The sequence below is a fragment of the Pantoea sp. GM_Pan_3 genome, from assembly GCF_026541045.1.
GTDB classification, from domain to species: Bacteria; Pseudomonadota; Gammaproteobacteria; order Enterobacterales; family Enterobacteriaceae; genus Pantoea; species Pantoea anthophila.
Window position 1 is genome coordinate 107,098 of sequence record NZ_JALNVA010000002.1, and the last position, 25,118, is coordinate 132,215.

Annotated in this window: 24 protein-coding genes; 11 read left to right on the plus strand and 13 right to left on the minus strand. The window is 56.8% G+C overall.

What is annotated here, in order from left to right:
* Positions 1–56 precede the first annotated feature (56 nt).
* Positions 57–821: a pyruvate dehydrogenase complex transcriptional repressor PdhR gene (gene pdhR, locus OXR04_RS08345; RefSeq protein WP_009092096.1), complete on the minus strand. Its 765-nt coding sequence runs from the start codon at positions 819–821 to the stop codon at positions 57–59.
* A gap of 515 nt (positions 822–1,336) precedes the next feature.
* On the opposite strand from pdhR, the gene aroP reads away from it, so the two are divergent.
* The 4 genes from aroP to OXR04_RS08365 all read left to right on the plus strand — a co-directional run bounded on the left by aroP (position 1,337) and on the right by OXR04_RS08365 (position 5,606).
* Complete coding sequence (gene aroP / locus OXR04_RS08350; protein WP_009092097.1) at positions 1,337–2,692, plus strand: aromatic amino acid transporter AroP; 1,356 nt, start codon at positions 1,337–1,339, stop codon at positions 2,690–2,692.
* A gap of 124 nt (positions 2,693–2,816) precedes the next feature.
* Positions 2,817–3,062, plus strand: a complete 246-nt coding sequence (locus OXR04_RS08355) for a hypothetical protein (RefSeq protein ID WP_009092098.1) — start codon at positions 2,817–2,819, stop codon at positions 3,060–3,062.
* A 175-nt stretch (positions 3,063–3,237) separates the two neighbouring features.
* A complete protein-coding gene (locus OXR04_RS08360; RefSeq protein ID WP_111208295.1) occupies positions 3,238–4,650 on the plus strand; it encodes an MFS transporter in 1,413 nt (470 codons plus the stop codon).
* Positions 4,647–5,606, plus strand: coding sequence for a family 43 glycosylhydrolase (locus tag OXR04_RS08365; RefSeq protein WP_267369800.1), 960 nt, complete (start codon positions 4,647–4,649; stop codon positions 5,604–5,606). The genes OXR04_RS08360 and OXR04_RS08365 overlap by 4 nt, the downstream gene beginning before the upstream one ends.
* On the opposite strand, the gene ampE is transcribed toward OXR04_RS08365, so the two are convergent.
* Together ampE and ampD are read right to left on the minus strand one after the other, a co-directional pair.
* The gene (gene ampE, locus OXR04_RS08370) at positions 5,588–6,442 is read right to left on the minus strand and encodes a beta-lactamase regulator AmpE (RefSeq protein WP_058957895.1); all 855 of its coding nucleotides are present in this window, start codon (positions 6,440–6,442) and stop codon (positions 5,588–5,590) included. The genes OXR04_RS08365 and ampE overlap by 19 nt on opposite strands.
* 16 nt (positions 6,443–6,458) lie before the next feature.
* Positions 6,459–7,010 (minus strand): 1,6-anhydro-N-acetylmuramyl-L-alanine amidase AmpD, encoded by a 552-nt coding sequence (gene ampD, locus OXR04_RS08375; protein ID WP_009092102.1) that lies wholly within the window; start codon positions 7,008–7,010, stop codon positions 6,459–6,461.
* A 196-nt stretch (positions 7,011–7,206) separates the two neighbouring features.
* On the opposite strand from ampD, the gene nadC reads away from it, so the two are divergent.
* The 4 genes from nadC (at position 7,207) to hofC (ending at position 11,339) form a co-directional block, all read left to right on the plus strand.
* Positions 7,207–8,103, plus strand: a complete 897-nt coding sequence (gene nadC / locus OXR04_RS08380) for a carboxylating nicotinate-nucleotide diphosphorylase (protein WP_009092105.1) — start codon at positions 7,207–7,209, stop codon at positions 8,101–8,103.
* A 216-nt stretch (positions 8,104–8,319) separates the two neighbouring features.
* Entirely contained in the window at positions 8,320–8,775 is a 456-nt protein-coding gene (gene ppdD / locus OXR04_RS08385) for a prepilin peptidase-dependent pilin (RefSeq protein ID WP_009092106.1), read from the plus strand.
* Complete coding sequence (gene gspE / locus OXR04_RS08390; RefSeq protein ID WP_267369799.1) at positions 8,762–10,147, plus strand: type II secretion system protein GspE; 1,386 nt, start codon at positions 8,762–8,764, stop codon at positions 10,145–10,147. The genes ppdD and gspE overlap by 14 nt, the downstream gene beginning before the upstream one ends.
* A complete protein-coding gene (hofC, locus tag OXR04_RS08395; RefSeq protein ID WP_267369798.1) occupies positions 10,140–11,339 on the plus strand; it encodes a protein transport protein HofC in 1,200 nt (399 codons plus the stop codon). The genes gspE and hofC overlap by 8 nt, the downstream gene beginning before the upstream one ends.
* Before the next feature lie 25 nt (positions 11,340–11,364).
* Here hofC and OXR04_RS08400 read toward each other — a convergent pair whose 3' ends face one another.
* A complete protein-coding gene (locus tag OXR04_RS08400; protein WP_009092110.1) occupies positions 11,365–12,405 on the minus strand; it encodes a GMP reductase in 1,041 nt (346 codons plus the stop codon).
* A gap of 234 nt (positions 12,406–12,639) precedes the next feature.
* Here OXR04_RS08400 and coaE point away from each other — a divergent pair, with 234 nt between their 5' ends.
* From coaE to yacG, 3 genes are read left to right on the plus strand one after another with little or no spacing between them, the layout of a single operon-like run.
* On the plus strand, positions 12,640–13,248 hold the full coding sequence (gene coaE / locus OXR04_RS08405; RefSeq protein ID WP_154928436.1) for a dephospho-CoA kinase: 609 nt from the start codon (positions 12,640–12,642) through the stop codon (positions 13,246–13,248).
* 4 nt (positions 13,249–13,252) lie between these two features.
* A complete protein-coding gene (gene zapD, locus OXR04_RS08410) occupies positions 13,253–13,996 on the plus strand; it encodes a cell division protein ZapD (protein WP_009092116.1) in 744 nt (247 codons plus the stop codon).
* Positions 13,997–14,004: 8 nt separating this feature from the next.
* Positions 14,005–14,202 carry a DNA gyrase inhibitor YacG gene (yacG, locus tag OXR04_RS08415; RefSeq protein ID WP_009092117.1) on the plus strand — a complete coding sequence of 66 codons (198 nt, stop codon included), beginning with the start codon at positions 14,005–14,007 and terminating at the stop codon, positions 14,200–14,202.
* 30 nt (positions 14,203–14,232) lie between these two features.
* Here yacG and mutT read toward each other — a convergent pair whose 3' ends face one another.
* The 9 genes from mutT to murC form a co-directional block, all read right to left on the minus strand.
* Entirely contained in the window at positions 14,233–14,628 is a 396-nt protein-coding gene (gene mutT, locus OXR04_RS08420) for an 8-oxo-dGTP diphosphatase MutT (RefSeq protein ID WP_009092119.1), read from the minus strand.
* A gap of 142 nt (positions 14,629–14,770) precedes the next feature.
* Positions 14,771–17,473 (minus strand): preprotein translocase subunit SecA, encoded by a 2,703-nt coding sequence (gene secA / locus OXR04_RS08425; protein ID WP_009092121.1) that lies wholly within the window; start codon positions 17,471–17,473, stop codon positions 14,771–14,773.
* A 74-nt stretch (positions 17,474–17,547) separates the two neighbouring features.
* The gene (gene secM, locus OXR04_RS08430; RefSeq protein WP_267369857.1) at positions 17,548–18,054 is read right to left on the minus strand and encodes a secA translation cis-regulator SecM; all 507 of its coding nucleotides are present in this window, start codon (positions 18,052–18,054) and stop codon (positions 17,548–17,550) included.
* Between the two features lie 299 nt (positions 18,055–18,353).
* Positions 18,354–19,271, minus strand: coding sequence for a UDP-3-O-acyl-N-acetylglucosamine deacetylase (gene lpxC / locus OXR04_RS08435; protein ID WP_009092125.1), 918 nt, complete (start codon positions 19,269–19,271; stop codon positions 18,354–18,356).
* Positions 19,272–19,372: 101 nt separating this feature from the next.
* The gene (gene ftsZ / locus OXR04_RS08440) at positions 19,373–20,527 is read right to left on the minus strand and encodes a cell division protein FtsZ (RefSeq protein ID WP_009092127.1); all 1,155 of its coding nucleotides are present in this window, start codon (positions 20,525–20,527) and stop codon (positions 19,373–19,375) included.
* 71 nt (positions 20,528–20,598) lie between these two features.
* The gene (gene ftsA / locus OXR04_RS08445) at positions 20,599–21,855 is read right to left on the minus strand and encodes a cell division protein FtsA (RefSeq protein WP_009092129.1); all 1,257 of its coding nucleotides are present in this window, start codon (positions 21,853–21,855) and stop codon (positions 20,599–20,601) included.
* A complete protein-coding gene (gene ftsQ / locus OXR04_RS08450) occupies positions 21,852–22,691 on the minus strand; it encodes a cell division protein FtsQ (protein WP_009092131.1) in 840 nt (279 codons plus the stop codon). Before ftsQ ends, ftsA begins: the two co-directional genes overlap by 4 nt.
* A 1-nt stretch (position 22,692) precedes the next feature.
* A complete protein-coding gene (locus tag OXR04_RS08455; protein ID WP_046101213.1) occupies positions 22,693–23,613 on the minus strand; it encodes a D-alanine--D-alanine ligase in 921 nt (306 codons plus the stop codon).
* Positions 23,603–25,081, minus strand: coding sequence for a UDP-N-acetylmuramate--L-alanine ligase (murC, locus tag OXR04_RS08460; RefSeq protein WP_009092134.1), 1,479 nt, complete (start codon positions 25,079–25,081; stop codon positions 23,603–23,605). Before murC ends, OXR04_RS08455 begins: the two co-directional genes overlap by 11 nt.
* Positions 25,082–25,118: the final 37 nt, after the last annotated feature.

Sequence of the window (25,118 nt, forward strand, 5' to 3'; positions counted from 1 at the left end):
GTCAAAGCACAAGCAGGCAGGCTCGTCGCACATGTCCGTACGATCTTTGTCGCACGTTATTCCTTACGTTGCTGTAAACGACGCAGGGAGCGTTCTCGACGGCTCTGCTCCCGACTTCTGTCCAGCAAGATTTCCTCTATGAACGCCAGGTGACGGTGTGAAGCCTCGCGCGCTTTTTCTGGCTCACGGGCCACAATCGCCTCAAAGATTCTGGCGCGGTGACCGCTCACTTTTGCCAGCATTTCCCGGCGAGAGTAGAGCAATTCGAAATTCTGACGGACGTTTTGTTCCAGCATAGGGCCCATTGAGCGTAGCAAATGCAAAAGCACCACATTATGGGCCGCTTCTGTGACAGCGATCTGATACTGCATCACGGCGTCCGCTTCGGCGTCTAAATCGCCGCTATCCTGCGCCTGCTGGATGTGCACATGGCAGTCGCGAATGCGCAGCAGATCTTCTTCTGTGCCGCGCAGCGCCGCGTAATAGGCGGCGATGCCCTCTAAGGCATGACGCGTTTCCAGCAGGTCAAACTGTGATTCCGGATGGTCTGCGAGAAGCTCAACGAGTGGATCACTCAGGCTTTGCCAGAGATGCTCCTGTACGAATGTTCCGCCGCCCTGACGGCGCAGCAACAATCCTTTCGCTTCTAAGCGCTGGATCGCTTCGCGGAGAGACGGACGTGAGACATCGAATTGTTTGGCGAGTTCGCGCTCAGGGAGCAGCTTCTCTCCCGGACGCAGTGTCCCTTCCATAATCAGGGATTCGAGCTGTTGCTCGATAGCATCTGAGAGCTTGGGTTGGCGAATCTTACTGTAAGCCATCATCCCTTCTTATTAAGCCAGTCGTCCGGAGTAAATTGGTAATACCAATTGTACAGAGGTGGCGGTAAAGTAACAAAGTATTCACCTTGTGTCTATATGGTGTCTGTGACATTCCCCTGCCTCTGAAGCCCGCCCTGACGCTAACTTGCGGTTAAAAAAATGAAAAATTCGCGTTGGGCTGAATGTTAAATAAATTCACTTTTACCAAACCTTACACCTGCTTAGCCCCGAAGCGCAGCGGCATCCATAAGTGAAAGCTATTCGTCATGAACCGCATTTCATGGCAGAAATTTCTCTGGCCTGACGTGACCGGGACGGCGTTTTTTCAGTCAACTCTCAGCACGAAAGGCGAAAGCAGGTGCAAAGCGATTCGCTTATCACTATTCTTGTCGCCAGGGTAGCGCATGGCAGCACTCGGCACGCCAGATACCGTAAAATAATCAATACGTTAATGTAACTACTTCCTTACAGCGAACCGCGCTGGGAACGAAGAATAAAAACATCACGAGGTTTGTATGGAACAACAGCAAGGCGAGGCGCTGAAACGTGGTCTTAAGAACCGCCATATTCAGCTCATCGCGCTGGGTGGAGCAGTAGGAACCGGCCTGTTTCTGGGCAGCGCATCGGTCATCGAATCCGCCGGTCCGGCCGTTATTCTGGGCTATGCCATTGCCGGTTTTATTGCCTTTTTAATCATGCGCCAGCTGGGCGAGATGGTCGTTGAGGAGCCGGTTGCCGGCAGCTTCAGCCACTTCGCCTATAAATACTGGGGCAACTTTGCCGGCTTCGCCTCGGGCTGGAACTACTGGGTACTTTACGTGCTGGTCGCCATGGCAGAGCTCACTGCCGTCGGCAAATATATTCAGTTCTGGTGGCCCGACTTTCCGACCTGGGCCTCGGCAGCCATCTTCTTCGTCATGATTAACGCCATCAACCTGACCAACGTGAAAGTCTTTGGTGAGATGGAGTTCTGGTTCGCCATTATTAAAGTGGTGGCGGTCATTGGCATGATCCTGTTCGGCGGCTGGCTGCTCTTCAGCGGCAACGGCGGTCCGCAGGCGACGGTGCGTAACCTCTGGGAACAGGGCGGCTTTTTCCCGCACGGCATTGGCGGTCTGGTGACGGTCATGGCGATCATCATGTTCTCATTCGGTGGGCTGGAGCTGGTGGGGATCACCGCCGCTGAAGCCGATAATCCGGAAGTCAGCATCCCGAAAGCGACCAACCAGGTGCTGTGGCGCATCCTGATTTTCTACATTGGTTCACTGGCGGTGCTGCTGTCACTGATGCCGTGGAGTCGTGTCACCTCTGAAGTCAGCCCGTTTGTCTTTATCTTCCACGAGCTGGGCGATGCCATGGTGGCGAATGCGCTGAACGTGGTGATCCTGACGGCCGCCCTGTCGGTCTACAATAGCTGCGTTTACTGCAACAGCCGTATGCTGTTTGGTCTGGCTCAGCAGGGCAACGCGCCCAAATCGCTGCTGAAAGTTGACCGTCGCGGCGTTCCGGTCTTAACCATTCTGGTTTCTGCGGTCGCCACGGCGCTCTGCGTGCTGATCAACTACCTGATGCCCGGTGAAGCGTTCGGCCTGCTGATGTCACTGGTGGTTTCTGCACTGGTCATCAACTGGGCGATGATCAGCCTGGCGCACCTTAAGTTCCGTCGTAAGAAAGATCAGCAGGGCGTGACCACCCGCTTCAAAGCGCTGCTCTATCCGGCCGGTAACTGGATTTGCCTGATCTTCCTGGCGGCAATTCTGGTGCTGATGGCAACCACGCCGGGCATGGCCATCTCTGTCTGGCTGATCCCGGTCTGGCTGGTGATTCTGGCGCTGGGTTACTTTATTAAGAACCAGACGCAGAAAGTCTGATCCCTTCTCATATCCGGTGCGCCTGCTCAGGCGCACCGGCCACTTTCGTTTTGTTACTATTTTTATTGCTGACGGGTAGTGATAATTTTTTCCTGCTTCTCACCCAATAAAGGAAAAAATAACTATGCGTGAACTCGCACCTTCAGAAATTATGGCCGTCAGCGGATGTGGCCTGATTCAGGATATCACCACCGCCGTCGGCCAGCAGGCCGGTTCGCTTTTGGGCAGCGTGATGGGTTCCCTGATACCGATTCCCTTTCTTAACGGCGTGATCTCCTCGGTGGCCAGTACGCTTTTCAGCACCATTGGTGGCTGGATTGGCAGTCTTCTCGGTGGCCTGGTTGAAGGGCAGAATAACAGCGCAGCTTAACGATTCTCTGCCGCCCTGCCCCGCTTAATGTGATGTGAACGGGCCCGCGCCTGCGTGCCAGTTCACATTTTTTTGCGCCCGCCCGTTTTGTCCATCTCTGTGACTCAATACTGCCACGCCGTGAATGACTTAAGCGCTGATAATCATTAGCTTCATGGTTTGCAGGAGAAGCACAATGAAGCCCGCGGCACTCACATTCAAAGAAAAACTGGGTTATGGCATGGGCGATGCCGGATGCAACATGATTGGCGGTGCCATCATGCTGTTCCTCAACTACTTCTATACCGATGTGTTCGGCCTGGCTCCGGCGCTGGTGGGCACGCTGCTGCTCTCGGTCAGGGTGCTGGATGCGGTCACCGACCCGATTATGGGCGCGATTGCCGATCGCACCCAGAGTCGCTGGGGCCGTTTTCGTCCCTGGCTGCTGTGGGTTTCCGTTCCCTACGTGCTGTTCAGCGTACTGATGTTTACCACGCCAGACTGGACCTATCACAACAAGGTGATCTGGGCATTTGTCACCTACTTCCTGATGTCACTGACCTACACCGCCATTAATATTCCTTACTGTTCACTGGGCGGCGTGATTACCAGCGATCCCGGCGAGCGCGTCTCCTGCCAGTCCTACCGCTTTGTTATGGTGGGCATCGCCACGCTGACCCTCTCCCTGTCACTGCTGCCGATGGCGGAGTGGTTTGGCGGCGCGGATAAGGCGCGCGGCTATCAGATGGCGATGGCGGTGCTGGCCACCCTGGGCCTGGCGATGTTTCTGTTCTGCTTTGCTACGGTGCGTGAACGCATCCGCCCTGCCGTTCCCAGCAATGATGACCTGAAAAAAGATCTGCGTGACGTCTGGAAGAATGACCAGTGGGTCCGGATCCTGCTGCTCACCTTCTGCAACGTCTGTCCCGGCTTCATTCGCATGGCGGCGACCATGTACTACGTAACCTGGGTCATGGGTCAGTCAACGCACTTCGCCACCCTGTTTATCAGCCTGGGGGTAATCGGCATGATGGTGGGCAGCACGCTGGCGAAAGTGCTCACCGACCGCTGGTGCAAACTCAAAGTCTTTTTCTGGACCAATATCGCGCTGGCCCTTTTTTCCAGCGGCTTTTACTGGATCGATCCACACGCCACTCTGATGGTCGTGGTGGCTTATTTTGTGCTGAATATTCTGCATCAGATCCCCTCCCCCCTGCACTGGTCACTGATGGCCGATGTGGATGACTACGGCGAATGGAAAACCGGTAAACGCATTACCGGCATCAGCTTCTCCGGCAACCTCTTTTTCCTCAAGGTGGGTCTGGCTGTCGCGGGGGCGATGGTCGGTTTTCTGCTCTCAATGTATGGCTACAACGCGGGCGCAAAACAGCAGTCAGCCGAGGCGATTAACGGCATCATGCTGCTGTTTACCGTTATTCCGGGCGTCGGCTACCTGATCACCGCCGGCGTAGTACGGCTGATGAAGGTTGACCGCAAAATGATGCTCACCATCCAGCAGGATCTGGCGCTGCGTCGCGAAAACTTCCACGACTTACACACTGTTCGTCTGCACAACCGTGCTGCCACGCCAACCGGAGATGTAAAATGAGCCCAACCTGGCCGAATCCTTTTATTGAGCAGCGCGCTGACCCGTTTATTCTGCGCCATGAACAGCACTACTATTTTGTCGCCTCAGTACCGGAATATGACCGGCTGGAGATTCGCCGCGCCACCACGCTGGCTGACCTGCGCAGCGCAGAACCGGTGGTGGTCTGGCGCAAGCCGGAGAGCGGCCCCTGCAGCGAACTCATCTGGGCACCCGAGCTGCACTATATCGACGGGCTGTGGGTGATCTATTTCGCGGCGGCACCGACGCGCGACATTAAAGAGGGATTATTCCAGCATCGGATGTACGCACTGGTGTGCGAGGCCGGCGACCCGCTGCAGGGCGAATGGCAGCCCTGCCGGCGCGTCTTCAGCCAGCTTGACAGCTTTTCACTGGATGCCACCCACTTCGTGCATCAGGGTAAAAACTGGTATCTCTGGGCACAGAAAGATCCCGCCATTCCCGGTAACTCCAACCTCTATCTGGCGGAGCTGCTTAATCCCTGGACGCTGAAAGGCACGCCGGTAATGCTGAGCCGGCCTGAATATGAGTGGGAGTGTGCAGGATTTAGCGTGAATGAAGGACCGGCGGTCATTCGTCATGGTGACAGGCTGTTTGTTACCTACTCCGCCAGCGCCACCGATGAGAATTACTGCCTGGGCATGCTGTCGATTGCCGCAGAGGCGGACCCGCTCGACGTGACCGCATGGCAGAAATCGGCGCGGCCGGTGTTTGTTTCCAGCTGGGACAATCATCAGTATGGGCCGGGGCACAACAGTTTTACGCAGGATGAGTCGGGGCGGGACGTGCTGGTCTACCATGCACGAAACTACACGGAGATTGAGGGCGATCCGTTATGGGACCCGAACCGCCATACCCGACTGAAATACTTCAGCTGGCGCAGCGATGGCACGCCCGATTTTGGCGTGCCCCCTGCTGATCACACCAGCGTGCCATAAATCGTCAGCAGCGCTACGGCCACCACCAGCACCAGTGAGGTCCGTTTCGCCAACGCCACGGCCACCCGTGGCGTTTCAACTTTATCCGTGTGCGGATCGCGGGACAGCGAGAACTGCGCCAGGGTGGTCAGCACCTGATACTGAGAACGGTGACGATCGGTCAGTGAGACAAACCAGGCGGGCAGCGCCTTTTCACCGTGGCCCAGCAGAGCGTAAGCCACCCCCGCCAGCCGGACCGGTATCCAGTCGAGCAGATGCAGAATACCGTCGACCCCCGATTGCGCCCGCGCCATCGGTGTGCCGTGCTTTGCCAGCCAGCCCTGCCAGGCTCGCAGGAAGGCGTAACCCACCAGCAGCACCGGTCCCCAGGGGCCACCCACCACCAGCCAGAACATCGGGGCCAGATAGAAACGGAAGTTTATCCAGATCAGCGCATTCTGCAGCTCGCGCAGAAATTCGCGTTCGCTGCACTCCACCGGCACACCATGAATCAGCGTCAGCTCCGCCGCCATCGCCTGATGCGCCGCATCGTCGTCATGACTGGCCGCCTTCAGATAGTGATGGTAGTGCTGCCGCACTGAACCGGCCCCGATACAGAGCAGCCCGACCACAATCCAGAACAGCAATAGCACCACGCCAAACAGCACGCCTTTCAGCGTCACCAGCACCAGTGCCGTCAGCGCCATCGCCAGCACGGTCATCAGCAGCGTCCGCATCATGGAGAAGTGGCGGCGATGGCGAAAAATCGGCTCCAGCCGGTGTTCGAGCTGCCAGTGCTCACCCAGTTTAAACAGGCGCTCCCAGCCCAGAACCAACAACAAGGTAAACAACGTCATACTGACCCCGCAAAAATCAGGATTTTTGCTGCGTTAACAGCTCTCTGTAGTACTCCCAGTCAAAAGCAGGACCAGGATCGGTTTTGCGCGCCGGAGCGATGTCGCTATGCCCGGTAATACGTGCAGGCGTGACCGGATAGTGCTGCAGCAGCAACTGCGTAACCTGCTGCAAAGCCCGATATTGCGCCCCGGTATAAGGCTCGCTGTCAGTTCCTTCCAGCTCGATGCCAATAGAGAAGTCATTGCAGTTTTCCCGGCCCTCAAACTGCGAAACCCCCGCATGCCAGGCGCGCTTATCAAAGGGAACATACTGCACAATCTCGCCGTCACGGCGAATCAGGCAGTGTGCCGCCACTTTCAGTGCCGCGATATCGGCAAAATAGGGATGCGCATCCGGCGGAAGCGTGCCGGTGAACAGCTTATCGATCCACGGTCCGCCAAACTCTCCCGGCGGCAGGCTGATATTGTGAATCACCAGCAGCGACGGCGCCTCATTGTCAGGTCGTTCATTGCAATGTAATGAGGGCACCTGACGTACACCGGTCAGCCAGCCCTGTTTGATTTTCATACCGGATTTCCTTGTTCTGCCTGGCTGAGAATAGCATGAATAATAAAGGATTCTTGCCCCTTAGTGTGTCGGCAGCGTGACATTATCTGATTCCTTGTTAAGGATACTAAACAAAATACGGTTTATGGCTGGCACCGCGTGGCAGTTCAGGCTATTGTGACCGCCTCAGACATCCCCTTTTCTGGAGTGTAAGCCTATGTCTTCTCGTGGTTATGATCCCGACAGCCGCCGTCAGGCGCTGATTAAACGCATTGAAAGTGACATCCCGGATGCCGTTGCGCTGGCGTTAAAGGAGGATCTCGGTGGGGAGATCGACGCCGACCGCGATATCACCGCACAGCTGTTACCGGCCGACACCCAGGCCCATGCGCAGGTCATTACCCGCGAAGCCGGTGTTTTCTGTGGTAAACGCTGGGTCGAAGAGGTGTTTATTCAGCTGGGCGCGCACGCCACCCTGAACTGGCACGTCAGTGATGGCGATCCGATCAAGGCTGACCAGCTGCTGTTTGAAATTGAAGGCCCGGCGCGCCTGCTGCTGACCGCCGAGCGGACGGCGCTCAATTTTGTGCAGACGCTCTCCGGCGTGGCGACCGAAGTCAGCCGCTATGTCGCGCTGCTGGCAGGCAGCCAGACCCAGCTGCTGGACACGCGTAAAACCCTGCCCGGCCTGCGGACGGCGCTTAAATATGCCGTGCTCTGCGGTGGCGGCAGCAATCACCGGCTCGGCCTCTCTGACGCCTATCTGATCAAAGAGAATCATATTATCGCCAGCGGGTCGATTGCTCAGGCGGTGGAAAGAGCGCAGTGGTTACAGCCAGACGTGCCGGTTGAAGTTGAGGTGGAATCGCTGGAGGAGTTACGCCAGGCGCTGGAGGCCGCCGCTGACATTGTCATGCTGGATAACTTCAGCCTGGAGGAGATGCGTACCGCCGTCGAACTGAATCAGGGGCGGACGCTGCTGGAAGTTTCCGGCAACGTTACCGAAGCCACCCTGCCGCAGATCGCCCTGACCGGCGTGGACTACGTTTCGGTTGGCGCACTGACCAAACATGTCCGGGCGCTGGATCTCTCGATGCGTTTTCAGCAAAAGTAAACCGCAGCGGCACGGTCAGTGCCGCTGCCTCTGTCCGCGCACTCTGCTGACCTGCCCGCGCGGCCACACGTTTTGCGACCTCGCTTACAGCGCCATTGCTACTGCGCTGTAACGACGCACATTCTTTCGGTGATCCTTTCCAGCCTGAAAACTCGCCACTGTTTTTCATTGCCCCCGCTTTCTACCCTGTCGACTTCTTAATCAGGAGACGATGGAATGAACTATCAACGTGGATTTACGCTGGTTGAACTGATGATTGTGGTCGGCATTGTGGCGATTCTGAGTGCCATCGGCCTGCCCGCCTATCAAAACTATCTGCAGCGCGCCGCGCTCACCGACATGCTGCAAACGATGGTGCCCTATAAAACCGCCGTCGAACTCTGTGCCATGGAGCGCGGCGGCCCGACGCAGTGTCAGGCCGGACAGGCTGGTATCCCTGCTGCGAAAGGATCGCGCTACGTTTCGGCACTGAGCGTCACTAACGGGGTGATTACACTGACCGGCCAGGAGAGTCTGAATGGCCTGAGCGTTGAAATGGTGCCGATTCATGATGCCACGGATGGCAGTATCAGCTGGCAGCGCAGCTGCACCAGCAGCAACAACAATCTGCGCGACAATTGCCTGGAACAGTTCCGCTTTGCGGATAAAGGGGCCAGCGATGAATCCGCCTGACGACGCAATAACAGCACTCTGCCAGCGCTATCGCGCGCTGATTTTGCAGCATGATGCCGATCGGTTACGCGTTGCCGTAGCGGAGAGCGTTCCGCCCGGCCTCTCTGAAGCGCTTCACTTTGCCAGTCAGTGTCAGATTGACATTGAATGCTGGCCGCAGGCCCGCCTGGATCAACGTCAGCATGCCGACACGGGGCGGGTCGCGCGCGAAGAGACACCCGCTGAATCGGCGATTGAAGCCGCCGAGCTGATTCTGCGTCAGGCGCTGGAACGTCGCGCCTCGGATGTGCATATCGAACCCGGCGCTGAGGGGATGCGGGTGCGGCTGCGCATTGACGGTGTCCTTCACCCGCTCTCTTCCCTGCCTGTGACCCAGCCTGCGGCGCTGCTGGCGCGCCTGAAAATCCTCGGCGGACTGGATATTGCCGAACGCCGGTTGCCCCAGGATGGTCAGTTCAGTCTGGCGATCGCCGGTCAGTCAGCCTCCTTTCGTCTGGCAACGTTACCCGTGTATGGCGGTGAAAAAGCGGTCATCCGGCTATTGCAGAGTGAAAGCGCGGCGCTGTCACTGGATAAGCTCGGTCTCCCCCCTGCGCAGCTGCGCCTCTTCACGGCGGCGCTGGCCCAGCCGCAGGGGATGATCCTGGTCACCGGGCCGACCGGCAGCGGCAAGACATTTACCCTCTACAGTGGACTCAGCGCCCTGAACCGGCCAGAAAAAAACCTGTGCAGCGTGGAAGATCCGATTGAGATCCCGCTGTCCGGCATTAATCAGACGCAGATCCATAACCGCAAGGGGCTGGATTTTAACCGTGTGCTGCGGGCGTTACTGAGACAGGATCCGGATGTCATTATGGTCGGAGAGATCCGCGATGCCGAAACGGCAGAGATTGCAGTGAAGGCAGCGCAGACCGGCCATCTGGTGCTTTCAACCCTGCACACCAACTCTACCGCCGAGACGCTGACGCGGCTGCGGCAGATGGGCATCCCCGGTTATCTGCTGGGCCCGGCGCTGAAGCTGATCGTGGCTCAACGCCTGGTCCGGCGCCTCTGCCCCCATTGCCGTCAGCCGGCCCAGGCGGTGGCGCACTACCCCACAGAAATCTGGCCCGGCACGCTGCAAACCTGGCGGGCGCCCGGTTGCGATCACTGTTTCTCCGGCTACTTTGGCCGGCTGGCGCTGTTTGAACTGCTGCCGATCAATGCCAGGCTACAGAATGCCATTGCTGCTGAGATGCCGCTGGAGAATCTGCTCACGCTGGCAAAACAGCAGGGATTGCGCACCCTGCTGGTTTCCGGTCTGGAAGCCGTAAGCCGGGGCGACACCTCGCTGGAAGAGATGCAGCGGGTCATCGGGCTGGACGATGGCTGATGCAGCGCTGTTCCGCTGGCAGGCGGTAGATAGCCAGGGGCAGTTGCGCAGTGGTCAGCTGCTGGCGGTTGACAGTGAAACTCTGCTGCGGGTGCTGGCGCAGCGCGACCTGCTGCCCGTGAGCTGGAAGCGGGAAAAGGGCTGGCGTCAGTCGGAATGGAAGTGGCAGCAGAAGAGCGATCTGATACGCCAGCTGGCAACCCTGCTCAAAGCCGGTCTGCCGCTGGCAGAGAGTCTGGCGTTACTGGCTGAGGGGCATCCGCATGCAGGCTGGCGGGCATTGCTGCTCGCCCTGCATTATCGGGTGCTCAGCGGCACCCCTTTTTCTCAGGCATTACGTGAATGGCCACAGATTTTTCCGGCGCTCTATCCGGCACTGATGGAGGTGGGTGAACTGACCGGTCAGCTTGATGTCTGCTGCGATGAGCTGGCCCGTCAGCAGATCCGGCAACAGCAGTTAGGTCAGCAGGTGGTGAAAGCGTTGCGTTATCCGCTGTTCATCCTGCTGGTGGCCCTCGCTGTCACCTGCGGCATGCTGCTGTTTGTGCTGCCTGAGTTCGTTGCCGTCTATGACGCCTTTGACGCGCCCCTGCCCGCCTTTACGGCAGCGGTGATGCAGCTATCAGCCCAGCTTCAGGCATGGGGAGGCGTCCTCGCTTTCGGCGTAACGCTGATACTGGCGATTGTGTTTCAGTTGCGACGGCGCTCTGCGGACTGGCAGCGCCGCGAACAGGCGCTTTTGCTGCGCCTCCCCCTGCTTGCCGGATTATGGCGGGGGATGCAGCTGACGCAGATCTACACCATCCTGACGCTGACGCAGCGTGCCGGGTTGACCCTGTTGCAGGGACTGGCCGCCGCAGAAGTGACGCTCTCTGCCCTGCTCTGGCGGGAGGCCATGGCCGCCCTCCAGCAGCACATTGCTCAGGGTCATCCCCTGCATCAGGCATTGATGCATCACTCGCTGTTCACGCCGTTATGTGGTCAGCTGATTCGGGTCGGCGAAGAGGCGGGGGCACTGGATGTGATGCTGGCGCGTCTGGCGGAGTGGCACGAGGCAGAGACCCGCAAACGTGCTGATACCCTGGCGGCGTCGCTGGAGCCGATCATGATGGTAGTCATTGGCGCTATCGTCGGCTCGCTGGTAGTCGCGATGTATCTGCCCGTATTCGGTCTGGGTGATGCGATGCATTAAGGGGCGCCGGATGCGCCCCGGACAATTACCGGTTGAATACGCGGTTTTCCTGCTCATTAACCCGGATGAAGGTCGTGCGCTTGGTCAGCTCTTTCAGACGCTCAGCCCCGACGTAGGTGCAGGCGGACCGCAAACCTCCCAGAATATCCCGTGCAGTATCAGCCACCGGGCCACGTAGTGGCAGCTTCACCGTTTTACCTTCGGCGGCCCGATACTGGGCGACACCGCCGACATGACGTTTCATCGCCGATTCAGAACTCATGCCGTAAAACAGCATGAAGCTTTCGCCATTTTCTTCGACGACCTGCCCTTCACACTCATCGTGTGCCGCCAGCATGCCTCCCAGCATCACAAAGTCCGCTCCGCCACCAAAAGCTTTCGCAATATCGCCTGGCACCGAACAGCCGCCATCACTGACAATCTGTCCACTTAAGCCATGGGCCGCATCGGCACATTCGATGACGGCAGAAAGCTGCGGATAGCCCACGCCGGTTTTCACCCGGGTCGTGCAGACCGACCCCGGACCGATGCCAACCTTAACGATATCCGCGCCCGACAGAATCAGCTCTTCAACCATTTCCCCTGTCACCACATTACCGGCACAGATGGTTTTCGCCGGGAACATCTCACGGGCGCGCTGCAGAAAATCGACAAAATGCTGCGAGTAACCGTTGGCCACGTCGATGCAGATAAACTGCAGATCGTCGGAGAGCGCCATAATGGCGACCAGCTTGTTCAGATCGTTTTCAGAGGTGCCGGTTGACACCATCACATGCTTCAGAACCGTGGCGGGGACGCGCTGAATAAACGCCCGCCACTCCTCCACGCTGTAGTGCTTGTGAACGGCGGTGAGAATAGCAAAACTGGCCAGCGCCTCAGCCATTAAAAAGGTGCCGACGGTATCCATGTTGGCCGCGATAATCGGGACGCCGCTCCAGCTCAGGCGGGAGTGGCGGAAGGTGAAGCTGCGTTCCAGCTCGACCTGCGAGCGGCTTTGCAGCGTGGAGCGTTTGGGCCGGATTAAGACATCTTTAAAGCCCAGTTTCAGATCTTCTTCAATACGCATAAACAGTGTCCTGGTAGGTGGCAACAACTCGCCGTTCGCGAAATAAGCACGGTTCCAGTGACGTTATATTACGCGCCTCTGGCGACGCGACAAGACTGCGAATTTCACTTTATTTACGCTACAATCCGTAAAATTTATTGCTGCTTTACTGGTGTGATCTGTCGCTCAATTTTGCGTTTTTTGTTCAGATCATTACCCTGAACCTATGTCCATATGAGAAGCCAGGTGAGAAACATGCCCTATACCGTTGCGCTCACAGGAGGAATCGGCAGTGGTAAAAGCACGATAGCCGGGGCCTTTGCTGCGCTTGGTGTGGAAATTATTGATGCTGACCTGATCGCACGCGAAGTGGTCGAGCCGGGCACTCCCGCTCTGCAGGCCATTGAGGCGCGCTTCGGCGCATCCATCTTGACCGGACAGGGAACGCTTGACCGTGCCCGCCTGCGCGAAATTATTTTCCAGCAGCCCGAACAGAAAAGCTGGTTAAACGCGCTGCTGCACCCGCTGATTAACGCCCGGACGCGACAGCTGATCGCCCAGGCGGCCTCACCTTATGTGCTCTGGGTGGTGCCACTACTGGTAGAAAATCAGTTACAGCACCAGGCTGATCGGGTGCTGGTCGTGGATGTTGATGAGGAGACGCAGTTAGCCCGTACCCGACAGCGCGATGGGCTCTCCCTTGAGCAGGCGCAACGTATTCTTTCCGCGCAGGCGACGCGCCAGCAGCGCCTCGCCTGTGCCGACGATATTATTGATAACAGTGGCGAGCCCGATGACGCCTTGCCACAGGTTGCCGGACTTCACCAGCGCTACCTCCGGCTGGCGGCAACGAAACAGGATTAATAACATGAGCACACCCGTTCTGTTTGAACACCCACTGAATGAAAAAATGCGGACCTGGCTACGGGTTGAGTTTTTAATTAATCAGTTAGACGAAACAACTCCGCTGGATAAAACCGTCAATGCACTGACCTTTTTCCGCCTCACTGGCGAGTTGCTCGACATTTTCGAGCGGGGCGATATTCGCACAGAGCTGCTGAAAGAGCTGGAGCGTCAGCAGCAGAAATTACGCGCCTGGGCGGATGTGCCGGGTGTCGATATGACGCGGGTTGATGCCCTGAGCGATAAACTCAAAAGTCAGTCAACCCGGTTGATGAATGCGCCACGGATGGGGCAGCAACTCCGCGAGGATCGTCTCATTGCCCTGGTGCGCCAGCGTCTGAGCATTCCTGGCGGCTGCTGCAGTTTTGATTTGCCGGGTCTGCACATCTGGCTGCATCTGCCACAGGAAGTCCGCGATGCGCAGGTTGAAGCCTGGATGCAGACCCTGGAGCCACTCCATCATGCCCTGGCGATGGTGCTGGATTTGATCCGCCAGTCGGGTTCGTTCCATACGCAGACCAGCCTCAATGGCTTTTATCAGGATAATGCCGAGGATGCCGATCTGCTGCGACTGCAGCTGTCGCTGGACGATGCGCTCTATCCACAGGTGTCCGGCCACAAAAGCCGCTACGCCATTCGTTTTATGCCGCTGGACAGCGAGCGCGGCGAAGTGCCCGCCCGCCTTAACTTCCAGCTGGCCTGTTGTTAGAGGTAACTATGCAGCAAGAAGTCATGACCGTCTCCTGTCCGCAGTGCGGCAAAGAGGTGATCTGGGATGAACTCAGCCCGTTTCGGCCGTTTTGCAGTAAACGCTGTCAGCTTATCGATTTAGGGGAATGGGCTGCCGAAGAGAAACGCATTCCCAGCAGCGATGATATGAACGACAGTGAAAACTGGAGCGAAGAAGATCGCTGACAGAAGGATGGGGCGCACTGCCCCATCCGCTCAGAGCTCGCCGGCGACCAGACGCGCAATCAGCTGATGATTCGCGGCCGGAAATTCGTCGGCGACCAGCGCCTGCTGATCAACCCAGCGCTGCGGCTGCCCCTCTTTACCCCACGGCTCTCCCTTCCAGCCTTCGACCAGAAAGAAATGCAGCGTCACGCGCAGATCGTCATAGGTGTGGTCGGCATGACCAATCGGACGCGCATCGGTCACTTCAATACCGGTTTCTTCGTGGAGTTCTCTGACGAGCCCCTCTTCCGCGCTTTCGCCCGCTTCAATCTTACCGCCGGGAAACTCCCATTTGTTCGCCATATAAGACGTTGACGCGCGCTGGGCAAGGAAAATTTGTTTACTGGCATTGCGAATGATGCCAACCGCAACCTGCAGGTGCTTCATGGAAACTGTCCGGTCGTAATGAGTGAGGGCTGATTTTAGAACATGCTATAGCGGAAGTTAACCGCTTTACGTCTGCTCTGGCGGGATGGGCCGCGGACATAAAAAAAGGAGCCAGCGGCTCCTTTTTCATCAGCATTGCGTATCAGGCGATACGGCCATGACACTGCTTGTATTTCTTACCGGAACCACACGGGCAGGGATCGTTGCGGCCGACTTTACGTTCACCGCTCTGCTCTGCCGCCGGTTCTGCCAGCGCATCCTCTTCTACGTGGCTCAGCTGCTGCTGCTGCGCCAGACGCTCGGCTTCTTCACGACGCTGCTGCTCCATCGCTTCAACCTCTTCAGGCATACGCACCTGAACCTTGCTCAGGGTACTGATCACTTCATACTTCAGTGATTCCAGCATCGCAGCGAACATGGCGAAGGATTCGCGCTTGTACTCCTGCTTCGGATCTTTCTGCGCATAGCCACGCAGATGGATGCCCTGACGCAGATAGTCCATCGCAGCCAGATGCTCTTTCCACAGCGAATCCAGCGTCTGGAGCATCACGCCTTTTTCGAAGTTACGCATCATCTCGGCACCGACGATCTCTTCTTTGGCAGCGTAGCTCTCGGTCGCGTGGGTCATGATGCGCTCACGCAGCACTTCCTCGTGCAGATCCGGCTCTTTATCCAGCCATTCCGCTATCGGCAGGTTAAGATCGAAGTCGGCACGCAGACGCTCTTCCAGCCCTGGCACGTCCCACATCTCCTCCAGTGACTGCGGCGGAATATAGGTATCGATGGTCGCTTTGTAGACATCGTGGCGAATGCTGTTAATGGTTTCGCTCACATCAGAGACATCCAGCAGTTCATTACGCTGGCTGTAGATAGCGCGACGCTGATCGTTTGCCACATCATCATATTCCAGCAGCTGCTTACGAATATCGAAGTTACGGCTTTCAACTTTGCGCTGAGCATTGGCGATCGCTTTGGTCACCCATGGATGTTCAATCGCCTCGCCGGGCTTCATGCCCAGTTTACGCATCATATTCGACACGCGATCGGAGGCAAAAATACGCATCAGCGCATCTTCCATTGAGAGGTAGAAGCGTGAGGAACCGGCATCACCCTGACGACCTGCGCGACCACGCAGCTGGTTATCGATACGGCGGGACTCGTGACGCTCGGTACCGACGATGTGCAAACCCCCTGATGCCAGAACCGCATCGTGACGAACCTTCCAGGCCGCTTTGATCTCTTCGATCTGCGCTTCGGTCGGATTCTCCAGCGCCGCCACATCGGCATGCCAGCTGCCGCCCAGCATAATATCTGTACCACGACCCGCCATGTTGGTGGCGATCGTTACCGCACCCGGCTGACCCGCCTGCGCCACGATATCCGCTTCGCGGGCGTGGAACTTGGCGTTCAGAACGTTGTGTTTAATACCCGCACGGGTCAGTTCGTTAGAGACCACTTCCGATTTTTCAATCGAGATCGTCCCCACCAGCACCGGCTGACCGTTAGCAGTACGCTCACGGATATCTTCGATAATAGCGTCGATCTTCTCTTTCTCGGTCATGTAGACCAGGTCAGCCAGATCTTTACGTACCATCGGACGGTTGGTCGGCACCACGATAGTGTCGAGTTTATAGATGGAGCTGAATTCGAACGCTTCAGTGTCTGCGGTACCGGTCATACCGGCCAGCTTCTCGTAAATACGGAAGTAGTTCTGGAAAGTGATAGAGGCCAGCGTCTGGTTCTCGTTCTGAATCTCTACCCCTTCTTTGGCTTCAATCGCCTGATGCAGACCATCGGACCAGCGACGACCCTGCATGGTACGGCCGGTGTGTTCATCAACAATCACGACCTCGCCATCTTTGACGATATAGTCCACGTCGCGGGTAAAGAGCGCATGAGCACGCAGCGCCGCCGTAACGTGATGCATCAGCATGATGTTGGTCGGTGAATAGAGTGACTCACCCGCTTCCATGATGCCCTGGCTGACCAGCAGCTCTTCCACCTTAACCAGACCGCGCTCGGACATGTGAGCCTGACGCGCTTTCTCATCGACCCAGAAGTCACCTTCACCCTGATGAGTTTCGTTATCTTCCTTATCCTGACGAACCAGATGAGGGATGATTTTGTTCACTTTGGTGTAGAGGTCAGAACTGTCTTCTGCCGGACCGGAGATAATCAGCGGCGTACGCGCTTCATCGATCAGGATGGAGTCGACCTCATCCACCAGCGCGTAGTGCAGTTTACGCTGTACGCGCTCTTCCGGGCTGAAAGCCATATTGTCGCGCAGGTAGTCGAAGCCATACTCGTTGTTGGTGCCGTAGGTGATGTCTGCAGCGTAGGCTTCGCGCTTCGCTACCGCAGGCAGGCCCGACATGTTGATACCAATGCTCAGGCCAAGGAACTCGAACAGTGGACGGTTGTTTTCCGCATCGCGCTGAGCCAGATAGTCGTTGACGGTCACCACGTGAACGCCCTTGCCGGAGAGTGCGTTCAGGTAGGCTGGCAGGGTCGCGGTCAGGGTTTTACCTTCACCGGTGCGCATCTCAGCGATGCAGCGGTCGTTCAGCACCATGCCGCCGATCAGCTGAACGTCGAAGTGACGCATGCCAAATACACGTTTACTGGCTTCACGCACCGTCGCAAAGGCTTCAGGAATCAGGCTCTCCAGCGATTCGCCTTTTTTCAGGCGCTCGCGGAACTCGTCCGTTTTGGCTTTCAGTTCATCATCAGAGAGCTTCTCGAAATCAGGCTCCATCTTGTTGATGACATCTACCACTTTGCGCATGCGGCGCAGCGTACGATCGTTGCTGCTGCCAAAAACCTTGGTCAATATTTTGCTTAACATAATCAATAGTTTCTCAATTCAGCCGGCGCTTGCCGGACTGCGAAATCTTAACAGAGTGAATAAAACCAAAAATATTAGCAGAACAATCGGGCAGGTCCGGCGCGAATGCCATGCACGCTGGCATGCCACTCAACCCATGAGCGGGTTACGGCGGTGAAAAGCGGGGGTGCCGTCATCAGCTGCGGGGCGGTAGGCCGCGCAGAATGGGACGTCAGTAAGTTATGCAGTGAATCAATCAGCGCCAGCTTTTGTGCCGCCAGCGGTAAAATCTGTGGCTCCGCCTGGGCCTGTGGCGCCAGCGTAAACGAAAGATGACGGATAACCGTCCGGATGGCGTGCTGATGCCAGTAATCCACGCTGAAGCTAGGACGGCGGGACGCTTCCTGAAGCCGTATCAGGTGGTCAAAACGTGCGGCACTGCCCAGAAAAAGGCTGCTGGCCGGAGATTCTGAAGAGGTGCTGAGTTCGGAGCTTTGCGCACAGGCTGGCAGGCCAAAGCTGGCCGCGACCATCCCTAACAGGAGATGGGGCCAGAAATAGCGTCTACCCAATTGTCGCCAGCGCTGAAGAATCCCGATCACACCCTTTCCATTGCGCATGCTCCTGCGCCTTTGTTTTCGTTCAACCGCCGCATGCTGCAACGGATTTCGGCCTGTAAAAGCGCCACAGATAGTATCATTAATGTGGGGCATCCACACCTGAGATTAAAGTGGCGGTGTGAGAAAAGGCGAGCGATTGTTCAGCAATTCAGCAGAACAGACAAGGCGTTACGAGAGCGGTCACACAATTGCGACGGAGAACAGGAGGGCAATAAAAAACGGCTGGCGCCGCTGACCGGAGAGGGTGTCAGCATAACCAGCCGTTTCGCGTTCCGGGGTAATTAAGCCAGAACCAGATTCGGTGCTTTGAATGCCAGCGGCAGTTCAGCTTCGTCTTCGAAGGTTGCCCATTCCCAGGCTTCCTGCTTAGCCAGAACCGCTTGCAGCAGCTTGTTGTTCAGTGCGTGGCCTGATTTGAATGCAGTAAATGCACCAATGATGTTGTGACCACACATAAACAGGTCGCCGATAGCGTCCAGCATTTTGTGACGGACAAACTCGTCTTCAAAACGCAGGCCTTCTTCATTCAGTACGCGGAAATCATCCAGACCTATCGCACAATCTAAGCTACCGCCCAGGCACAGGCCTTTAGACTGCAGATATTCGATTTCACGCATAAAGCCAAATGTACGCGCCCGGCTGATCTGACGAACAAAGGCATCAGCAGAAAAGTTCATCGCATAACGCTGTGAGCTGGAATCGATAGCCGGGTGTTTGAAGTCGATGGTGAAATCAAGCGAGAAACCGTTGTACGGTTTGATCTCGGCCCATTTATCACCCTCTTCCACACGCACGGTCTGCTTAACGCGCACAAATTTCTTCGCGCTGTTAAGCTGCTCGATACCCGCATCCATCAGCAGATAGATAAACGGTGCTGCGCTGCCATCCATGATCGGGATTTCCGGAGCATCGACTTCAACAATAATGTTATCGATACCCAGACCGGCCAGGGCGGCATTGAGATGTTCGACCGTTGAAATACGCACGCCGTCATCATTCACCAGGCAGGTACTCAGCATGGTGTCGCGCACGTATTTTGCATCAGCCGGAAAATCTACCGGTGGATTCAAGTCGGTGCGACGATAGATGACCCCGGTGTTAGCCGACGCAGGGCGTAATGTCAGGGTGACTTTTTTGCCGGTATGCAAACCGACACCCGTCGCCTGAACAATACGTTTTAATGTCCTTTGTTTGATCATCGCATTATCTCGCAATATTACCTTTCCGACCGCCAGTATACTTTACCAGCGGGCAGACACTTTAGCACAAAGAGCGGAGAACCCCAATTATAGGGTTAATCCTAATCGGCCTGCTTGCGTAAAAAGGCCGGAATATCAAGATAGTCGGGCTCTTTGTTCGACTGCGCAGCCTGGTCGTTAACCACTTTGGCAGCGGGTTTCTGCTCCTGCGGCAGCGGTGACATACCGTGCTGCTGATAGCGATGATCCATCACAGGCTGGCTGGCTGGCTTGTTAGTGACCAGCGTAATTTCCGGACGCTTGTCCATGCCGATACCGGTTGCCACCACGGTGACGCGCAGTTCGTCGTTCATTTCCGGATCCAGCGAGGTGCCGATAACCACGGTTGCGTTGTCAGAGGCGAAGGCGCGGATGGTATTACCCACGGTTTCGAACTCATCCAGACGCAGATCGAAGCCTGCCGTAATGTTGACCAGCACGCCACGTGCACCAGACAGGTCGATATCTTCCAGCAGTGGGCTGGAGATCGCCATTTCAGCCGCTTCTTCCGCGCGATCTTCACCGCACGCAACGCCTGAACCCATCATCGCATAGCCCATTTCAGACATGACGGTACGCACGTCAGCAAAGTCGACGTTCATCAGGCCCGGACGGGTGATCAGCTCGGCAATACCCTGGACTGCACCTTTCAGCACGTCGTTGGCTGCGCCAAACGCATCCAGCAGGGAGATTCCGCGACCCAGCACTTTCAGCAGCTTGTCGTTAGGAATGGTGATCAGTGAATCGACATGCTTAGAGAGTTCAGCGATCCCCTGCTCGGCAAACGCCATGCGTTTTTTGCCTTCGAAGTTGAACGGCTTGGTGACCACGGCCACCGTCAGGATGCCTAAATCCTTTGCCACTTCAGCCACGACAGGCGCTGCACCGGTACCGGTACCGCCGCCCATGCCGGCTGCGATGAACACCATGTCTGCCCCTTCCAGCGCAGAACGCAGTGCTTCGCGATCTTCTTCTGCAGAGTTACGGCCCACTTCCGGGTTCGCACCCGCACCCAGACCTTTGGTAATGTTATTACCGATCTGGATCGTCTGGCCGACCGCTGTTTTACGCAGCGCCTGAGCGTCGGTATTCACAGCAAAGAATTCCACACCTTCGATACGCTCGCGTACCATGTGCTCTACGGCGTTACCGCCGCCGCCACCGACGCCGATGACTTTAATCACCGCGTCGTTGGTTAATTCCATAGGTTCAAACATGATTTCTCTCCGTTATGTGCCTGTCGCCTGGAGATCACTAAAGAAAACAGCATGATCTCCTTTCACAAAAATTAAAACTCTTTTTTTAACCAACTGTTAAAACGCTTGAACCAGTTACCTACTGAGACACGCTTTTCGGTCTCTGCATCACCGTTCATGTGCGACTCTTTGCCGTAGTGCAGCAGTCCCACCGCGGTCGAGTAGTACGATTCCTGCGCATAATCAGTCAGGCCAGTAATATTCAGCGGCTGTCCGATACGCACCTGCGTATGGAATACGCGTTGCGCACAGGCCGCCAGTCCTTCAATTTGCGCGGCGCCACCGGTCAGGACAATGCCTGCGGCTAAGTGGTGCTTCACGCCCTGCTGACGCAGTTGTTCCTGTAACTGCAGAATCTCGTCGTTGACCAGATTCAAAAGTTCGGTATAACGCGGCTCAATCACCTCTGCCAGCGTCTGACGCTGCAGGCTGCGCGGTGGACGTCCACCCACGCTTGGCACTTCAACGTTCTCATCTTTGCCGACAATCGATCCCAGCGCACAGCCATGGCGCACTTTAATCGCCTCCGCATCGGTTGGCGGTGTGCCAAACGCATAGGCGATATCGCTGGTGACGACGTTGCCCGCATACGGAATAACCTTAGTGTGCCGTAAAGCGCCGCCGGTATATACGGCAATGTCCATTGTACCGCCACCAATGTCGACAACACACACGCCCAGCTCACGTTCGTCTTCCGTTAAAACGGCAAAACTGGAGGCGAGACCGGCAAAAATCAGCTGATCGACTTTCAGCCCGCACCGCTCAACGGCTTTCACGATGTTCTTCGCCATGTCGTTGTGACAGGTGATCAGGTGCACTTTCGCCTGCATACGCACGCCGGAAAGGCCGACCGGGTTCTTAATCCCTTCCTGATAGTCGATGGCATATTCCTGAGGAATCACGTGCAGGATGCGATGCTCATCACGCACACGCACCGATTTGGCGGTATGCACGACGTTCTCCACATCATCCTGAGTCACTTCCTCTTCCGAAATCGGAACCATCCCGATTTCGTTCTGACAACTGATATGTTTGCCCGATAAAGCAAGGTAGACAGAGGAGATCTGGCAATCTGCCATCAGCTCAGCCTGGTCGATGGCACGCTGAACGCATTTCACCACCGACTCAAGGTCGTTTACGCCACCTTTATCCATACCGCGGGAGGGACAGCTGCCCACCCCAATAATGTTGACCATACCATCGGGCAGAATTTCCCCAACCAGGGCGGCGACCTTCGCAGTGCCGATTTCGAGTCCAACTACCAGTTTTCTGTCCGTTGCCTTGATCATTGTTGTTTAGCCTGTGCCTGGTTCTGTTGCTGATTACTGTCCTGTGGCTCCATCACAACCGGTGTCCAGCCAACAGAAGCGCCCGAGTCGTATCGCAAATCCACGTAGCTGATACGTTTGCTCTCGTTCTGACCTTGCTGTTCCAGCACCGGGTAGAGCTCAATAAAGCGATTCAGTCGTTTCATGGTGTCGCTGCGGCCCAGCTCAATACGAACATCATCGCTGGTGACCAGCTGCCATGAACGCCGGGCCGTCATCGACGCCACCTTCAGAGTAAACTTCCGGGCTTTCAGCACATCATCCATGCTGTGATAGCCCGCCAGGACCTCTTTCTCACTCCCTTCAGGTCCATACAGCATTGGCAACGTCTCTTTACCAATGTGGCTGGCAGGCACACTGAAGGAAACCCCATCAGCATCCACCATATGCACATCGTTCCAGCGCGCCACTGGCGTGTACTCCACCAGATGAATCTTCAGCTCGTCCGGCCATTGTTTACGCACGCTGACCTGCTTGATCCACGGCAGCCGCTCGATCTGCTGCTGCAGGATGTCGACATTCTGCGACATAAAGGTGCCCGGTGGGCCAAGCGACAGGATCGCCTGGCGAATATCATCGTGCGTGGTGTAGTGCGTCTGCCCCGTTACCACCAGTCTGGATAACGGCAACCGGGACGCATCATTCATCCACTTCAGCACCACCAGCCCGCCGGAAATCATAATCCCGATGACGATCAGCAGGAAAACAATACCGAACAGTCGGGCTCCGTTACTGCGCCCGGTGCGAGTACGCTCCTGCGGTTCACGGTTTCGAACTCTCATCGCCGCCTGTGACATATCAGTCGGCCAGCTCCAGAATATGGGCAACCAGCTGCGGGAAATGCATACCCGCCTGTTTCGCCGCCATCGGAACCAGACTGTGGCTGGTCATGCCCGGTGAGGTGTTGGCTTCCAGCAGCTGAAAGTTCCCCTCTCCGTCGGTCATCACATCAACCCGTCCCCAGCCACGGCATCCCAGCGCACGCCAGGCTGCCAGCACCAGCTGCTGCAATTCTGCTTCCCGTTCGGCACTTAAATCGGCCGGACAGAGATACTGAGTATCGTCAGAAATGTATTTAGCTTCATAGTCATAGAACTCGCTGGCGCTCTTAATTTCAATGGCAGGCAGAATACGATCGCCCACAATCGCGACGGTATACTCCGCGCCGCTGAGAAACGCCTCGACCAGCACGTCATTGTCGTGCTTAAACGCCAGTTCCAGTGCAGCAGGCAGCGCGCTCAGATCGTTGACCCGGCTGATACCCACGCTGGAGCCTTCACAGGCTGGCTTAACAAACAGTGGCAGGCCAAGCGCCGCAATCGCCGCGTCGCTCTCTGCATCCAGCCCGGCAGCAAACTGCTGACGCGTCAGCCAGACAAAGCGCCCTGAAGGTAAGCCGCGCCCCTGCCACAGCAGTTTGGTGCGCAGCTTGTCCATGGTGACGGCTGAGGCCATCACGCCGCTGCCCGTGTAGGGCAGTTGCAGAAACTCCAGCACCGCCTGCAGCGAGCCATCTTCGCCACCCCGGCCATGCAGAGCGATAAAGGCTTTGGTAAAGCCCTGCTCTTTCAGCGTGAGAACCGAAACATCACGGGTATCGATGCCATGTGCATCAATGCCCATTTCCCGTAATCCGGCTAACACAGCCTGACCCGAGTTAAGCGACACCTCACGCTCTGCCGAGGTACCGCCCATTAATACGGCAACTTTATCCGCCATGACGATCCTCCGCTTTCTGCTCCGGCTGGAGCTTCGCGTCAGCCAGCTTGCGGGCAACCTTGCCGACGTTACCGGCTCCCTGCACCAGAATCAGATCGTTGCCTGACAGCAGCGGTGCCAGCATCTCCGGCAGCGCGTCATGTTCCGGCACCAGAATCGGATCCACTTTGCCCCGGTTGCGAATCGCACGGCAGAGCGAACGGCTGTCTGCGCCCGGAATGGCCGTCTCACCGGCAGAGTAGACATCCAGCATCAGCAGGACATCGACATGTGACAGCACGTTGGCGAAATCATCGAAGAGATCGCGGGTTCGGCTGAAACGGTGCGGCTGAAATACCATGACCAGTTTTTTGTCCGGCCAGCCTGCACGTGCCGCTTTGATCGTCGCCTCAACTTCAGTCGGGTGATGACCATAGTCATCCACCAGCATTGCGCTGCCCGGCTGCCCGTTTACCGGTTCGGTCGGGAACTCACCCAGCAGATCAAAGCGACGGCCCGTGCCCTGGAAGCTCTCCAGCGCGGCCAGAATGGCGTTGTCTTCAATGCCCTCTTCACTGGCGACGGCAACCGCGGCGGCCGCATTCAGCGCGTTGTGGCGGCCCGGTGCGTTCAGCGTAATCTGCAGCGGCGCTTTATCCTGACGGATCAGGGTGAAATGTCCCTGCGCACCACTCTGCTCATAATTCTCAATGCGCAGGTCAGCGTCATCACTGAAACCGTAGGTGGTAATGTGCCGTCCTACACGTGGGATCAGATCGCGGATCACCGCATCATCCACGCACATCACTGCGCGACCATAAAACGGCAGGTTGTGCAGGAAGTTAATAAAGGTCTGCTTCAGGTTCTCAAAATCGCCCTGATAGGTGTCCATGTGGTCCGCTTCAATGTTGGTCACAATCGCCACCATCGGCTGCAGATGCAGGAACGACGCGTCACTCTCATCCGCTTCGGCAATCAGATAGCGGCTGTTGCCCAGACGGGCATGGGTGCCTGCTGCTTTGACCAGTCCGCCGTTCACAAAGGTCGGATCCAGTCCGGCTTCCGCATAAATGCTTGAGACCATCGCCGTGGTGGTGGTTTTGCCATGGGTGCCCGCAACGGCGATGCCGTGACGGAATCGCATCAGCTCCGCCAGCATCTCCGCGCGACGGATGACCGGAATGCGCTGTTCACGCGCCGCCACCAGTTCAGGGTTATCCTGTGAAACCGCGCTGGAGACTACCACCACGCTGGCATCGTTCACGTTTTCAGGGCGATGGTTAAAATAGATGGTCGCACCCAGCGCTATCAGGTTCTGCGTCACCGGGTTAGGGGCCAGATCTGAACCGCTGATATGGTAGCCTTCATTTGCTAACACTTCGGCAATACCGCCCATGCCAGCACCACCGATGCCGACAAAGTGGATGTGCCGGACGCGACGCATCTCGGGCACGATAGAACGCAGTTTTGCCAATTGTTGTGTATTCATCGCTCTCAATTACCTGCTCTTTCAGTTTGTACCCGGC

Bases quoted from the DNA above. Each gene is read 5' to 3' on its own strand.
- pdhR (WP_009092096.1), bottom strand. From the start codon at position 821: ATGGCTTACAGTAAGATTCGCCAACCCAAGCTCTCAGATGCTATCGAG.
- aroP (WP_009092097.1), top strand. From the start codon at position 1,337: ATGGAACAACAGCAAGGCGAGGCGCTGAAACGTGGTCTTAAGAACCGC.
- OXR04_RS08355 (WP_009092098.1), top strand. From the start codon at position 2,817: ATGCGTGAACTCGCACCTTCAGAAATTATGGCCGTCAGCGGATGTGGC.
- OXR04_RS08360 (WP_111208295.1), top strand. From the start codon at position 3,238: ATGAAGCCCGCGGCACTCACATTCAAAGAAAAACTGGGTTATGGCATG.
- OXR04_RS08365 (WP_267369800.1), top strand. From the start codon at position 4,647: ATGAGCCCAACCTGGCCGAATCCTTTTATTGAGCAGCGCGCTGACCCG.
- ampE (WP_058957895.1), bottom strand. From the start codon at position 6,442: ATGACGTTGTTTACCTTGTTGTTGGTTCTGGGCTGGGAGCGCCTGTTT.
- ampD (WP_009092102.1), bottom strand. From the start codon at position 7,010: ATGAAAATCAAACAGGGCTGGCTGACCGGTGTACGTCAGGTGCCCTCA.
- nadC (WP_009092105.1), top strand. From the start codon at position 7,207: ATGTCTTCTCGTGGTTATGATCCCGACAGCCGCCGTCAGGCGCTGATT.
- ppdD (WP_009092106.1), top strand. From the start codon at position 8,320: ATGAACTATCAACGTGGATTTACGCTGGTTGAACTGATGATTGTGGTC.
- gspE (WP_267369799.1), top strand. From the start codon at position 8,762: ATGAATCCGCCTGACGACGCAATAACAGCACTCTGCCAGCGCTATCGC.
- hofC (WP_267369798.1), top strand. From the start codon at position 10,140: ATGGCTGATGCAGCGCTGTTCCGCTGGCAGGCGGTAGATAGCCAGGGG.
- OXR04_RS08400 (WP_009092110.1), bottom strand. From the start codon at position 12,405: ATGCGTATTGAAGAAGATCTGAAACTGGGCTTTAAAGATGTCTTAATC.
- coaE (WP_154928436.1), top strand. From the start codon at position 12,640: ATGCCCTATACCGTTGCGCTCACAGGAGGAATCGGCAGTGGTAAAAGC.
- zapD (WP_009092116.1), top strand. From the start codon at position 13,253: ATGAGCACACCCGTTCTGTTTGAACACCCACTGAATGAAAAAATGCGG.
- yacG (WP_009092117.1), top strand. From the start codon at position 14,005: ATGCAGCAAGAAGTCATGACCGTCTCCTGTCCGCAGTGCGGCAAAGAG.
- mutT (WP_009092119.1), bottom strand. From the start codon at position 14,628: ATGAAGCACCTGCAGGTTGCGGTTGGCATCATTCGCAATGCCAGTAAA.
- secA (WP_009092121.1), bottom strand. From the start codon at position 17,473: ATGTTAAGCAAAATATTGACCAAGGTTTTTGGCAGCAGCAACGATCGT.
- lpxC (WP_009092125.1), bottom strand. From the start codon at position 19,271: ATGATCAAACAAAGGACATTAAAACGTATTGTTCAGGCGACGGGTGTC.
- ftsZ (WP_009092127.1), bottom strand. From the start codon at position 20,527: ATGTTTGAACCTATGGAATTAACCAACGACGCGGTGATTAAAGTCATC.
- ftsA (WP_009092129.1), bottom strand. From the start codon at position 21,855: ATGATCAAGGCAACGGACAGAAAACTGGTAGTTGGACTCGAAATCGGC.
- ftsQ (WP_009092131.1), bottom strand. From the start codon at position 22,691: ATGTCACAGGCGGCGATGAGAGTTCGAAACCGTGAACCGCAGGAGCGT.
- OXR04_RS08455 (WP_046101213.1), bottom strand. From the start codon at position 23,613: ATGGCGGATAAAGTTGCCGTATTAATGGGCGGTACCTCGGCAGAGCGT.
- murC (WP_009092134.1), bottom strand. From the start codon at position 25,081: ATGAATACACAACAATTGGCAAAACTGCGTTCTATCGTGCCCGAGATG.